Below are 13,638 nucleotides of genomic sequence, written 5' to 3' on the forward strand. Positions count from 1 at the left end.
CTCCCGCGAACGTGGGATGGTGCGGCCCCCGTGCGCGGGCCTAAGCCCTTGGCCATGACGACCGGCGCTGGGCCGGCAGCGCATCCGGGGGTGTCGCCATGACCATGAACCTGTCTTCTCTGACCATCGCGGGCGCGCTGGCGCTTTCGGCAGCCGTGGCTGCGCCCGTCCATGCCGCGCCCGAGCAGCTGGTCAAGGTATCCGGCAAGGACGCGGTCAAGGGTGCCACGACCGTCGCCATCGGCGCGTTCAACGTGGGCTTCATCTTCGAATCGACGGACCAGACCAAGGCGACCGGGGGGCTGATCGGCGCGTTTGGCGGCACCACCAAGGCGAAGTCCACGCTCGTCGGCGTGACCCCGCAGATGATGCAGGCCATTGCCGATGCAGCCCATGTCGATTTCGTCGGGCAGCTGACCGCAGCGGGGCTGGCCGTGCAGGAGCCGGGCGCGATGTTCGCCGCGCCGCAGCTGGCCAAGCCGCACGGCCAGGCATCGCCGCTGGATGTCTCGATCACGCTGGAGAAGAAGAGCAAGGGGAAGGCGACGTTCGTCAAGCCTTCCAGCCTGCCCACGCTGATCATGCTGCCCGGCGATTTCCAGGGCAGCGGCTTTTCCAGCATGGGGCTGGCGATGGACGCGGGGCAGGCCAGCGCCGCCCTGTCGAACTATGCCAGGGCCGCCGGCGTGCCGGTGATCGACGTGACCTACCTGATCGACTTTTCGGACCAGAAGCGCCCCGGTGCGTTCAGTTTCGGCGGGCTGAACGTCAATGCCAACGTTTCGGTCACACCCGGCTTCTCGCGCATGACCGTGCTGGGCGCCAACGGCAAGACGGTGACGATGACGCTGGCCAGGGGCATTTCGGTCGACGGCGACTTCATCGAGAAGAAGGACGCGTCCAGCGGGCTGGACAAGACCAGCCAGGCCGCAGCCAACGTCGCGGGCGGGGTGATGGCGGCGATGGGCGCGGGTGGCATGATGTTCGGCAAGACGCGCAAGTTCGAGTTCGATGCCAAGCCGGGCAATTACGAGCAGGGCGCGACCAAGGCGGCGATGCTTGCGAACCAGCGCCTTGTGGAGCAGATTTCCGCGATCCGCTGACAGGGACCAAACGGGAGGGCACATGGCAGAAGCACCGCTGGCGCGCCGCATATTTCGCGGGGCTGCAATCTGGGGTTTCATCGTCCTCCCGCCGCTTTACCTCGTGCCGCTGCCGCAGGTGGGGGCGGAAACGTTCCTCGGCTTCGTCGGCTGCGCGCTGGTGTTCCAGGCGGTGTTCTGGATCATCGGCGGCGATCCGGTGAAATATCGCGCGCTGATGCTGCCCGCCGTGTTCGAGAAGCTGGTGTTCGGCGTTCCCGCGACCGTGCTGTTCGCGCAGGGGCGCGTCCTGCCGGTGGTGGCATTCTTTGCCGCTGTGGACCTGCTGCTGGCAGTGCTGTTCCTGATCGCCCGGCGGGCGACGCCGCGCTGATTGCCAATTTTAGACCGACGGACGGCTTGACGGAGGGGCCGCGTACTCCCCACCCTCGCGCGTACGCATACGTGTAAGGGTAATTGTTAGACCGCCATGCAACTCGTCATCGTTGAATCGCCGGCCAAGGCCAAGACCATCGAGAAGTACCTTGGCCCCGGCTACAAGGTCCTCGCCTCCTACGGCCACGTCCGTGACCTGCCGGTCAAGGACGGCTCGGTCCGCCCGGACGAGGACTTCGCCATGGACTGGGAACTCTATGGCGACAAGCAGGCGCGGGTGAAGGCCATCACCGACGCGGCGAAGCAAGCCGACCGACTGATCCTCGCGACTGACCCTGATCGCGAGGGTGAGGCTATTTCCTGGCATGTCAGGGAATTGCTGGCGAAACGTCGTGCACTTCCGAAGGAGGTGGAACGTGTCACCTTCAACGCCATCACCAAGGCGACGGTGACCGAGGCGATGAAGAAGCCGCGCGAGCTGGATCAGGACCTGATCGACGCCTATCTCGCCCGCCGAGCGCTGGACTACCTGTTTGGCTTCACGCTTTCCCCGGTGCTGTGGCGCAAGCTGCCCGGCGCCAAGTCGGCTGGCCGCGTCCAGTCGGTGGCGCTGCGCCTGATCGTGGAGCGCGAGCGCGAGATCGAGAAGTTCACCGCGCAGGAATACTGGTCCGTCGTGGCGACGATGGAGCACACCGGCACCGAATTCCTCGCACGACTTGTGAGGTTTGAGGGCGAGAAGCTTGAAAAGCTTTCCCTTGGTGAGGAAGGCGTCGCCCTGCGAGCGAAGGCCACGGTCGAGGCGGCGACCTTCCGGGTCGAGGATGTCGAGACCAAGCCGACCCGCCGCAATCCCTATCCGCCGTTCACCACCTCGACGCTTCAGCAGGAGGCCGCGCGCAAGCTGGGCTTCTCGGCCAGCCACACCATGCGCGTGGCGCAGACGCTCTACGAGGCGGGCGCCATCACCTATATGCGAACCGATGGCGTGCAGATGGACCCTTCGGCCATCAGCGAGGCGCGCAAGGCGATCAGCGACCGCTATGACGGGCACTACCTGCCGGAAAAACCGCGTCATTACGAGACCAAGGCGAAGAATGCGCAGGAAGCGCATGAAGCGATCCGACCGACCGATTTCTCCAAGGACCGATACGGCGCTGGCGACGAAGCGCGGCTTTACGATCTCGTCTACAAGCGTGCGATGGCCAGCCAGATGGCTTCCGCTCTGATAGAGCGCACCACGATCACGCTGCGCGACGGCACCGGCAAGCACGAACTGCGCGCCACGGGCCAGGTCATCAAGTTCCCCGGTTTCCTTGCCGTGTACGAGGAAGGCCGCGACCAGAAGGCGGATGACGGCGACGAGGAATCGGGCTTGCTGCCAGCGATGAACACCGGCGACACGCCGGCCAAGCGGGGGGTCGAGGCGGCGCAGCACTTCACCCAGCCGCCGCCGCGCTATTCCGAAGCGAGCCTGGTCAAGCGCTTGGAAGAGCTCGGCATCGGCCGACCTTCGACTTATGCCGCGACCTTGCAGGTGCTGAAGGATCGCAACTACGTCCGCACCGAGAAGAACCGTTTCTTCGCGGAAGAAAGCGGCCGGATGCTGACCGCGTTCCTCGAACGCTTTTTCGAGCGCTATGTCGCCTACCAGTTCACCGCCGGCATGGAGGACGAACTCGACGACGTTTCGGGCGGGCGCGCCGCATGGAAGACCGTGCTCGCGGCGTTCTGGCGCGATTTCAAGCCGAAGTCCGACGAGGTGATGGAGAAGAAGCCGAGCGAGGTTACCGCCGAGCTCGACATCTTCCTGCAGGACTACCTGTTCCCGCCGCGTGCCGACGGATCAGACCCGCGGCAGTGCCCCAAGTGCCAGGAAGGGCGTCTGTCGCTGCGCGGCGGCCGCTATGGCGCGTTCGTCGCCTGCTCGAACTATCCGGAGTGCAAGTTCACCCGCAAGTTCGCGCAGCCGGGCGGCGAGGGCGAGAGCGGCGAGAGCGATGAAGCCGGCCTTGGCAAGGATCCGGCGACCGGGCTGGAGGTGACCCGCCGCACAGGGCGCTTCGGTCCGTATATCCAACTGGGCGAGGGCAAGGACGCCAAGCGCGCCTCGATCCCCAAGGACATCCCCGAACTCGACCTGGAATGGGCGCTGAAGCTGTTGTCGCTGCCGCGCGAAGTCGGGACGCACCCGGAAAGCGGCAATGTCATCACCGCCAGCATCGGCCGATATGGCCCCTATCTGGCGCATGACGGCAAGTATGCGCGGCTCAAGTCCACCGCCGAGGTGTTCGAGACCGGCATGAACGCTGCCGTGGTCAAGTTGGCCGAAGCGGCTGCAAGCGGCGGCCGCGGTGCGCGCACTGCGGCAGAACCGCTCAAGCTGCTGGGGGCGCATCCGACGTCGGGCGGCGAGATGAAGCTGATGGCGGGGCGCTATGGCCCTTACGTCACGGACGGCACCACCAACGCCACGCTCCCGCGTGACAAGCCGCCGGAAGCGCTGACCGTGGAGGAAGCTGTTGCGCTGATCGACGCGCGCGCCGCCAAGGGCCCTGCAAAGGGCAAGAAGAAGGCCCCTGCCAAGAAGGCCGCCCCCAAGAAGGCCGCGGCGCCGAAGAAGGCCGCTGCAAAGGACGGCGCCGAGGACGGTGCCGAGGACGGTGCTGCCGAAAAGAAGGCTCCGGTGAAGAAGGCTGCAGTGAAGAAGGCCCCGGCGAAGAAAAAGGCGCCGGCCGCCAAGAAGCAGGCGGCCGAGTAACCGACCGCGAACCGGCGCGGCGGAAGCGTGACGTTACGCTTTCCGCCGCCGCCACAGGCCATATTGCTTATGGCCCAGTTGCACGCTGGCATAGTGCTCGTAGCCCTGCGCGAGCGATGCCAGCACGATGCGGCGCGTCTGCCAGTTGGGCAGGTAAAGCTCCTTCCATTCGGCGATCACCACCACGTCGGGCCGCGAGCGCATGATCCGGCGCACCTCGGCGGCAGGATCGGTGCCGAGCGCGCCGGCTTCGATCCACGTATTGAGGTGGTTGGGGAACGCATAGCGGGTGGCAATGCAACTGCCCGTCATGCTGTAGAAGGCGGGCGCTCCGTCGAATGGAAACAGGCAGCCGCCGTGGAGTTCGCGGCGGATTTCGTTGGTGACGTGCTCCGCCTGCGCGGTCGTGCCCTGGATGCCGATCTGGACGATCATGACCACTACCCCGGCAATCGCCCCAAAGCCCAGCAGCAGGCGCGCATACCACTGTTCGCCCGGAGCACTGCGGCCCAGCGCGGGCGCCGCCAGCACTGCGAGCGGGGGGAGCATCGGCGCGACATAGTGATCGTACCACGTGCCGAACACGAGAAAGCCCAGCACCGCCGCGACAGCCCAGGTGCGGAGCGCGAGTTCGGCGCGGGCGTCGATGCCCCGGCGCGGCGCAAGCTTGCGCCCGGCGTGGAAGATCGCCAGCCAGAAAGGGATCAGCGCCGCCGCTTCCTTGGCAAGGCGCACCCACGATCGGTAGCCGTCGGATCGCCGTGCCAGGATCGAGACGAAGTTGGCCTGGATGAAGGCGTCGCCATGGCCCATCGCCGCATAGGCCCCCAAGACCAGCAGGGTCGGCGCCAGCGCAATGCCGCACCAGAGCGCGGCCGTGGCGAGCAACCTTCGCCAGGGCCATGCATCGGACCACCCCCGCGCGAGCAGCAGCAGTCCCAGCGCGGCGCCTTCGAAGATGACGGTATACTTGATCTGGATAGCCAGCCCCAGCAGCAGCATCACCGGCACGCCGCGGCGGGTCAGGTCGTTCGCATCGGGCCGGCGGAAGGCCTGCATGGCGCCAAGCGCGGCCAGCGCTACGGGCAGGTTGTAGAAAACCGGGCCTTGCCCTGCGCCGAAGCTGAAAGCCGGCAGGAACAGGATGTAGGCGATGCCCGCCAGGAACGCCCCGGCGGGAGAGGCCAGTTCGCGCGCCATGCGCTCGATCACCAGTGCCGTGCCCGCCGTCGCGGCGATGCCGAACAGCTGGTACGTAACGACCCCATCGCCCGGGAACAGCAGGAAGAAGCGGTAGAGCAGGAACAGCCCGATCGGCTTGCGATCCCAGATATCGACAAACGGCAACGCGCCTTCCGACCAGCGCCGGGCGACAAGGAGATAGAACTCCTCGTCCACATGGATCACCGGGTTGCCCAGTTGCATGGCGCGGATCATCAGTGCCAGCGCGAGGAAGGCCATCGCCGACACCGCAGTTCTGGGTATCGCCACTGGCATCCACCCGGGACGCGCGGCGAGCCTGCGTGCGCGCATCAAGGTGGTAGGGGGAACGAGAGCGGCCTCGGTCCCGCTGCTGCCATCGATCATCAAGTCGCTCCGCTATAAACGCACTCTTGGCGTCAACGGGCGAGCGGCCCGCACCCTTTCCCGTTTCTCAGAAAGAACGGGTTGCCGCAGTAGTCCTTGGAGCCTGCTGGAATGTAAGGGGCATCCTGCGTCTGTACGGCAAATGAACGCGGCAGGAACACGCGCCGAGCCGCGCTGGACGAACGTTCAGCCCAGCGCGCGCGCCACCGCTTCCAGCTCTTCCTGCGGAACGATGATCGCGCCGCCGCGCGGGCGATCGAGGTCCAGCACCGTGGTGAAAGCGCACGCCAGCAGCGCGAAGAACATCGCCGAGGCGATCAGGTGCCGCTTGCCCGTTCCGCCCAGCGTGTAGCCGAGCATTGCCGCGCCGGCGCAGCAATAGAGCGCGAGCAGCACCAGAACCCCTTCGGGCAGGCGGGCCTTGCGCGCGGCGTGGCGTGACGTGGCGAGATCGCACATCTCGTTGTAGGCTTGGACCAGCACCGGCCCGCGCGTGTCCGGCGGCATCGAGCGCAGCGTGGCGAACAGCAGGTCGCCAAAGCCGCTGCAAAGCGTGGTATCCCGCCGCGCGCTGGTTTCCCACTGGCTCTCGTTGTCGATCCGCCCGGTTGCCGCACGGGCCCGCGCATAGGCGGCCAGGGGCAGGGTGAGCGCGCCGCGCTGCTGTTCATCCAGCAGGGCCAACCGGCTCGTCATCGTGCCGATGGCGTTGGCCTCTGCCACCACCAGTTCTCGGCGCGTCTCGTAACGCCCGATGGCGAGGCTGAAGGCAAAGGCCATCAACAGCGCCAGCAGGCCGAACACGCCCGAAAGAACATAGCTCTCGTCCGTGGTCGAGCTGTCCTCGCCTCCGCGCCGCAGCCAGTCGTGCAAGGTGAAGCCGAGGCCATAGGCGATGACCATCGCCGCAAACAGCGCGGCTCCCAGGGCGAGCAACGGCGCGTTGTCGATCATCGGTTCCCCCAGCCGTTGCCCGCCGCAGGCGGCATCGGTGTCACTTCACCCAGTCGAGGCCGATTTCCTCGTAGATTTCGCGGCTGTCGGCCCAGTTTTCCTCGACCTTCACGTGCAGGAACAAGTGGACTTTCACGCCCAGCAGTTCGGCCAGTTCCTTGCGCGCGGCCTCGCCGATGGCTTTCAGCTTGGATCCGCCCTTGCCCAGGACGATGCCGCGCTGGCTGTCGCGCGCGATCACGATCTGCTGGTGGATTTCGACCGAGCCGTCCTTGCGATGCTGGTAGCTTTCGGGCCGCACCGCGCTGTCATAGGGCAGCTCGTCGTGCAGCTGGCGGTAGATCTGCTCGCGCGTGATTTCGGCCGCGAGCAGGCGCTCCGAAGCGTCGGAAACCTGGTCCTCGGGATAGTGCCAGGCGCCTTCGGGCATCAGCGAGGCAAGCCGGGTCTTGAGTTCGGCCACGCCATCGCCGGTCAGCGCGGAAACGAAGAACACCTCGTCGAAATTCGCGGCAGCCGAAAGCTCCTCTGCGGCGACCAGCAAGGGTTCCTTGGCCGTGGAATCGACCTTGTTGAGCACGAGGATCTTGCGCTCGGGCCGCCCCTTCAGGCTTTCCAGGATCGGTTCGAGATATTCGCGCTTCTTCTTGCGCGCATCGACCACCAGCAGGATGGCGTCGGCCTCCTGCGCGCCTTCCCATGCGGCGTTGACCATGGCCCGGTCGAGACGGCGCTTGGGCTCGAACAGGCCCGGCGTATCGGCCAGGATGATCTGCGCGCGGTCGTCGCCGATATCTTCCAGCGCGATGCCCATCAGGCGCGCGCGGGTCGTCTGCGCCTTGGCCGAGACGATCGCCACTTTCTGTCCGACGATCGCGTTGACCAGCGTGGACTTGCCGGCATTGGGCGCGCCGATCACGGCAACGAGGCCGCACTTTTCCGTCACGTTATGAAATTCCATTCATTGGAGGACCGCCGTGCGGCCAAGATTGCCGCGAGGGCACTGTATCAGCCGAAGCGTTCCATGAACATCCGGGCCGCGGCGGTTTCCGCTTCCTGCTTGCTCGATCCCTTGGCCTCGGCTTCGCCCACGCCCTTCACCTCGACGCTGACGGTGAACGTCGCGGCGTGATCCGGCCCTTCGCGCGTGACGAGGGTGTAGACCGGAGGCTTGCGGCGATTGCCCGCCGCCCATTCCTGAAGCGCGGCCTTGGGATGCTTGCGCTGGCCGGTGCCGCCGGCCATCGGCGCCGACCAGGCCTTGCGCACGAAGGCGCGCGCCGCATCGAAGCCGCGTTCGATGAACAGCGCCCCGATCAGCGATTCCATCACGTCGCCAAGGATGTTGTCGCTTTCCGCGCCGCCATCGTCGCGCGCCTGCTTGCCCAGCCGGATGTGCGGCTGGATGCCAAGCGCGCGCGCCACGTCGGCGCAGGTCTCGCGGCTCACCAGCGCGTTGAGCCGCTGTGACAACTTGCCCTCCGCCGCGCCGGTGGTCTCGAACAGCCAGTCGGCGATGGTGAGGCCCAGCACGCGGTCGCCCAGGAATTCGAGCCGCTGGTAATCGTGGGCCTCGCCCATCGATCCGTGGGTGAGCGCGGCGAACCAAAGCGCGGCATCGGCGGGCGCGGCGCCGGTCAGCGTTTCCAGAAAACGCGCGGTCTCCGCGGCCAGGACGGGGGCAGGGGGCTTGCTCAGAACATGCCTCCGATGCGGTTCCAGCGCGCGGCGGTGAACCAGGTCCACGGCAGGAACCAGTTGGCCGATCCGTCGGTCGACCACATCACGATGGTGGCGCGGCCGACAAGGTTATCCTGCGGGACCAGCCCGATGCCCGCGCCCTCGACCGCCGGGAAGCGGCTGTCCATCGAGTTGTCGCGGTTGTCGCCCATCAGGAACATATGGCCTTCGGGCACGATGACGGGCGGGGTGTCGTCCTGCGGGCGATAGCCGAGGTCGAGCACGTTGTAGCTCTTTCCTTCCGGCAGTGTTTCCTGGAACTGCGGGTAGTGGCAGCTCGCCGAGCCGTCCTTCTCCAGCGCCTCGAACTCTGGCGCGATGCAGTTGGTGTTGGTGGAAACCGGGATCACGAAGTCCGCAATGCGCTTCTTCGCCACGGCCTTGCCGTTGATGTGCAGCACGCCTCCGATCATCTGGATCGTGTCGCCCGGCAGGCCGATCACGCGCTTGATATAGTCCACGTCGTTGCCGGGAGGTGCCTTGAAGATCACCACGTCGCCGCGCGCGGGCTGGCCGGCGAGGATACGGCTGGGCAGCAGCGGCAGACTGAACGGCAGCGAATACTTCGAGTAGCCGAAGGGCCACTTGGCGGCGAGCAGGTAGTCGCCGTTCTCGAGCCGGGGCAGCATCGATTCCGACGGGATGTTGAATGGCGAGAAAATGAAGCTGCGGAAGATCGCGACGATCAGCACCAGCTTCACGAGGAAGACGGGGAAGCTGTCCTCCTTCTTGTCCTTCTTCACGCGCGCGTCGGCGGAATTGGGGGCGGCCATCGTCGTCTCCGGTTTCTTGTCCGGCGCGGGCGCGGAGGTCCCTTCCACGGGCGCATCGTCGGGGGTGGTGTTCATCGTGGCGGTCATGTGGAGGGGCCTTGCGTCCGTCAAGCGGGATATTCGGGCGAGATACCCCCCGAAATACGATTTCATGCATGGTCCTTCGATGAACGGCGGTGCTTGGCGGACGGACGTCGAGCGGGCACAAGGGCGCCAATACCGCAGTTGCGAAAGGAACAAGACGATGGCGGACCCCGCCGCGGCGCTCTGGCGCGAACTCGAAGCCCTGGAATCGCCCACGCTTGGCGCGCTCTTTGCCGATGCGGGCCGGCTCGACCGCTTCTGCACCACGCTCGACCTGCCGGGCGGCCCGATTCGCTTCGACTGGGCCAAGACCCATCTTTCCGATCCGATCGCGGACGTCCTGACGCGGATCGCCGAGGCGATGGACTTTGCCGACAAGTGCGAGGATCTTTTCGGGGGCGAGAGGATCAACAACACCGAGGGCCGCGCCGCCGAGCATACCGCGGAGCGCGGCATCGGCGCTCCGGCCAGCGTCGAGGAGGCCCACGCGCTGCACAGCCGCATGAAGCTGCTGGTCGAAGCGATCCACGAAGGCTTGCTGGGCGAGGTGAAAAGCCTGATCCACATCGGCATCGGCGGCTCGGCGCTCGGCCCCGCGCTCGCGCTTGACGCGCTGGCGCGCGACGAGTGCAAGGTTGCGGTCCATGTCGTCTCCAACATTGACGGTTGCGCGCTCGAAGCGGCGATGAAGCAGTGCGACCCCGCCACCACGATGATCGCCGTCGCTTCCAAGACGTTCACCACCACCGAAACGATGACCAACGCCGCCTCGGCGATCGAATGGCTCAGCGAAGCGGGTGTCGCCGATCCCTATGGCCGCGTGGTCGCGCTGACCGCCAGCCCGGAAAAGGCCGTGGAATGGGGCGTCGATGAAACACGCGTGCTGCCGTTCAGCGAAACTGTCGGCGGGCGCTATTCGCTGTGGTCGTCGATCGGCTTTCCGATCGCGCTGGCGCTGGGCTGGGAAGCCTTCGCCGAGTTCCTCGAGGGTGCCAACGCCATCGACAACCACTTCATCGATGCCGATTGGGCCGAGAACGTCGTGGTCCGCGCCGCTTTCGCCGATCTCTATTACACGCAGGTTCGCGGGTGCCAGACTCGCGCCGTCTTCGCCTATGACGAACGGCTGGCGCTGCTGCCCGACTATCTCCAGCAGCTGGAGATGGAATCGAATGGCAAGCGCGTGACCGCGCAGGGCGAGCCGCTGGGCCGTCCTTCCGCGCCCGTGACCTGGGGCGGGGTGGGGACGGATTCGCAGCATGCCGTGTTCCAGCTGCTCCACCAGGGCACGCACCTGATCCCCGTCGATTTCCTCGCGGTGAAGATCCCTGGCCACGATCTTGATCCGGCGCACCACCAGATCCTGCTTTCCAACTGCTTCGCCCAAGGCGCGGCGCTGATGGCGGGCAAGGCTGCGGACGCTGGCGACCCGCTGGGCGGCGCGCGCGCCTATCCCGGCGACCGCCCTTCCGCCACCATCCTGTGCGATGATCTCAACCCCGCCACGCTGGGCGCGCTGATTGCGTTCCACGAACACCGCACGTTCGTTTCGGCCATGCTTCTGGGCATCAACCCGTTCGACCAGTTCGGCGTGGAACTGGGCAAGGCCATCGCCAAGCAGATCGACGCGGGCGGTGGCGAGGGCTTCGATCCCTCGACCGAGGCGCTGCTGGCGGCCGCCGGGATCGGCGTCTGACAGGGTAACGTCACGAAGGGGCGCGGATTTGTCCGCGCCCCCATTGGCAAGCGGCGCTGCCTCCCCCCATATGCGCCCCACTTACCAGGAGCGACACATGGCCGGGCAGGATTACGACTACGACTACGACCTTTTCGTCATCGGTGCTGGATCGGGCGGCGTGCGCGCCAGCCGGATCGCGTCATCGCACGGCGCACGCGTGGCGGTGGCGGAGGAATACCGGGTCGGCGGCACCTGCGTGATCCGGGGCTGCGTGCCCAAGAAGCTGCTTGTCTACGGCTCGCATTTCGCCGAGGAACTCCAGGACGCGGCCAACTATGGCTGGACGGTCGAGAAGATGACCTTCGACTGGGCTACGCTGCGCGACGCGGTGAACAAGGACGTCGACCGGCTCAACGCGGCCTACACCTCCACGCTGGAAAACAACAAGGTCGAACGCTTCCTCGAGCGTGCCACGATCACCGGGCCGCATTCGGTGCGGCTTGCGGATTCGGGGCGCGAGATCACCGCGAAGTTCATCCTCGTGGCCACGGGCGCCTGGCCGGTGACGCCGGGGATCAAAGGAGCAGAGCACTGCATCACCTCGAACGAGGTGTTCCACCTGCCCGAACTGCCCAAGAAGGTGGTGATCGCGGGGGCTGGCTATATTGCGCTGGAATTCGCGGGCATTTTCAACGCGCTGGGCAGTCACGTCACGGTGGTGAACCGCAGCGAGACGCTGCTGCGCGGCTATGACGAAGCGCTGCGCGATCGCTTGCTCCAGATCACCATGGCGCGCGGCATCGAATACAAGTTCAACTGCCCCTTCGAGAAGGTGGTGAAGCGCGAGGACGGCACGCTGGAGGCCTGGCTGAAGAACCAGCCCGAGCCGCTCGTTGCCGACGTCATTCTCGTCGCCACCGGCCGCCGTCCAAAGACGGACGGACTGGGCCTGGAAACCGCCGGCGTCGAACTGGGCGAGGGCGGTGAAATCAAGGTGGACGCGCGCGGTCAGACCACGTGCGAGAGCATCTATGCGGTGGGCGACGTGACCGACCGCGTCCAGTTGACGCCCATTGCCATCCGCGAGGGCCAGGCCTTTGCCGACCGCGTGTTCGGCGGCAAGGATACCGAGATCGACTACGACTGCATCCCCAGTGCGGTGTTCTCGCAGCCGCCGCTGGCCAGCGTGGGCCTGACCGAAGGGCAGGCGCGCAACAAGTATGGCAGCGTGAAGGTCTATTCCTCGGACTTCCGGCCGATGAAGAACGTGTTTGGCCACCGTCCGGAACGCGGGCTGTACAAGATGGTGGTGGATGCGGGGACAGACCGCGTGCTCGGCCTGCACATGATTGGGCCCGAAGCCCCCGAAATCCTCCAGGCGGCGGCGATCGCGGTGAAAGCAGGGCTGACCAAGGCCGACTTCGACGCCACCGTGGCGCTGCATCCCTCGATGGCCGAGGAACTCGTGCTGATGAAGTAAGGTTGCGGATTGCAACTTATGTGATAATCTCTCCCGCAAATCAATCAATGCGGGGGAGAGCATCATGGATCAATCCGGCAGCACGGTGCTGGTCACCGGCGGCAGCGGCTATATTGCCGGGTTCCTCATCCGCCAGCTGCTCGCGGCGGGCTGGACCGTCCACACCACGGTCCGTTCGCTGTCCCGCGAGAATGAGCTTCGCCCGCAGCTGGGCGGCACGGCGGGGACGCTGCGCTTCTTCGCCGCCGACCTGAACGACGATGCCGGCTGGGACGATGCCGCCGCCGGATGCAGCCATGTCGCTCACGTCGCCTCGCCTTTTCCGCTCGGCATTCCGAAGGACGCGGACGAACTGGTCCGTCCGGCGCGAGAAGGCGCTTTGCGCGCCCTCCGTGCGGCGAAGCGCGCGGGCGCCGTCCGGTTCGTCCAGACCTCGTCCTTCGCCGCGGTGGGCTATGGCCATGGGCGCAATGCCTATTCGGGGTCGCACACCTTCACCGAGCGCGACTGGACCAACCTCGAGGACCCGGGCCTCGCGCCCTACATCCGCAGCAAGACCGTGGCCGAACGCACCGCGCGCGAGTGGGTGGCGGCCGAAGGCGAGGGGATGGAGTTCGTCACGGTCAACCCGGTTGCGGTGCTTGGCCCGGTCGCCAGTGCGGACATTTCCACCTCGATCGAAATCGTCCGGCAACTTCTGACCGGCGCGATCCCCGCGTTGCCCGACGTCGGGTTTGGCGTGGTGGACGTGCGTGACGTTGCGGACCTCCATGTCCGCGCGCTGACCGTGCCCGGCCTCTCGGGCGAACGCTTTCTCGCGTCCGGCCCGTTCCTGACGTTCGCCGAGATCGCCGCGGTCTTGAAACGCGAGCTGGGCCATGAAGCGCGCAAGGTGCCCACGCGCCGGTTGCCCGACTGGATCGTGCGGACGGGGGCGCTGTTCAGCCCCTCGCTCAAGCAGATCGCGGGCGAACTCGGCAAAGTGCGCGCCGCGTCGTCTGACCATGCGCGGCACCGCGTGGGCTGGACCATGCATCCCGCCGAGCAGACGGTGGTCGATACCGCGCGCAGCCTGATCGACCGGGGCATCGTCAAGGTGTGAC

General features: G+C 66.4%; 11 protein-coding genes. 6 read left to right on the top strand and 5 right to left on the bottom strand.

What is annotated here, in order from left to right:
• The first annotated feature begins 98 nt into the window (after window positions 1-98).
• From OLX02_RS15425 to topA, 3 genes are all read left to right on the top strand, one after another.
• Window positions 99-1,103, top strand: coding sequence for a hypothetical protein (locus OLX02_RS15425; RefSeq protein ID WP_264424282.1), 1,005 nt, complete (start codon window positions 99-101; stop codon window positions 1,101-1,103).
• Between the two features lie 22 nt (window positions 1,104-1,125).
• The gene (locus tag OLX02_RS15430; RefSeq protein WP_264424284.1) at window positions 1,126-1,476 is read left to right on the top strand and encodes a hypothetical protein; all 351 of its coding nucleotides are present in this window, start codon (window positions 1,126-1,128) and stop codon (window positions 1,474-1,476) included.
• Between the two features lie 96 nt (window positions 1,477-1,572).
• Window positions 1,573-4,239 (top strand): type I DNA topoisomerase, encoded by a 2,667-nt coding sequence (gene topA, locus OLX02_RS15435; RefSeq protein WP_264424286.1) that lies wholly within the window; start codon window positions 1,573-1,575, stop codon window positions 4,237-4,239.
• A 33-nt stretch (window positions 4,240-4,272) separates the two neighbouring features.
• On the opposite strand, the gene OLX02_RS15440 is transcribed toward topA, so the two are convergent.
• The 5 genes from OLX02_RS15440 to lepB form a co-directional block, all read right to left on the bottom strand.
• On the bottom strand, window positions 4,273-5,826 hold the full coding sequence (locus tag OLX02_RS15440) for an ArnT family glycosyltransferase (protein WP_264424288.1): 1,554 nt from the start codon (window positions 5,824-5,826) through the stop codon (window positions 4,273-4,275).
• A 186-nt stretch (window positions 5,827-6,012) separates the two neighbouring features.
• Entirely contained in the window at window positions 6,013-6,780 is a 768-nt protein-coding gene (locus OLX02_RS15445; RefSeq protein ID WP_264424290.1) for a hypothetical protein, read from the bottom strand.
• Window positions 6,781-6,820: 40 nt separating this feature from the next.
• Window positions 6,821-7,726 carry a GTPase Era gene (gene era, locus OLX02_RS15450; RefSeq protein WP_264424292.1) on the bottom strand — a complete coding sequence of 302 codons (906 nt, stop codon included), beginning with the start codon at window positions 7,724-7,726 and terminating at the stop codon, window positions 6,821-6,823.
• A gap of 62 nt (window positions 7,727-7,788) precedes the next feature.
• The gene (gene rnc, locus OLX02_RS15455; RefSeq protein ID WP_413630330.1) at window positions 7,789-8,502 is read right to left on the bottom strand and encodes a ribonuclease III; all 714 of its coding nucleotides are present in this window, start codon (window positions 8,500-8,502) and stop codon (window positions 7,789-7,791) included.
• A complete protein-coding gene (gene lepB / locus OLX02_RS15460; RefSeq protein WP_264424365.1) occupies window positions 8,475-9,293 on the bottom strand; it encodes a signal peptidase I in 819 nt (272 codons plus the stop codon). Before lepB ends, rnc begins: the two co-directional genes overlap by 28 nt.
• Before the next feature lie 244 nt (window positions 9,294-9,537).
• Here lepB and pgi point away from each other — a divergent pair, with 244 nt between their 5' ends.
• The 3 genes from pgi to OLX02_RS15475 all read left to right on the top strand — a co-directional run bounded on the left by pgi (window position 9,538) and on the right by OLX02_RS15475 (window position 13,637).
• Complete coding sequence (gene pgi / locus OLX02_RS15465; RefSeq protein ID WP_264424293.1) at window positions 9,538-11,073, top strand: glucose-6-phosphate isomerase; 1,536 nt, start codon at window positions 9,538-9,540, stop codon at window positions 11,071-11,073.
• Between the two features lie 97 nt (window positions 11,074-11,170).
• Entirely contained in the window at window positions 11,171-12,535 is a 1,365-nt protein-coding gene (gene gorA / locus OLX02_RS15470) for a glutathione-disulfide reductase (RefSeq protein WP_264424294.1), read from the top strand.
• Between the two features lie 64 nt (window positions 12,536-12,599).
• Window positions 12,600-13,637, top strand: coding sequence for an NAD-dependent epimerase/dehydratase family protein (locus tag OLX02_RS15475; protein ID WP_264424296.1), 1,038 nt, complete (start codon window positions 12,600-12,602; stop codon window positions 13,635-13,637).
• Window position 13,638: the final 1 nt, after the last annotated feature.

It is taken from the genome of Novosphingobium sp. KCTC 2891, from assembly GCF_025938155.1.
GTDB lineage: Bacteria > Pseudomonadota > Alphaproteobacteria > Sphingomonadales > Sphingomonadaceae > Novosphingobium.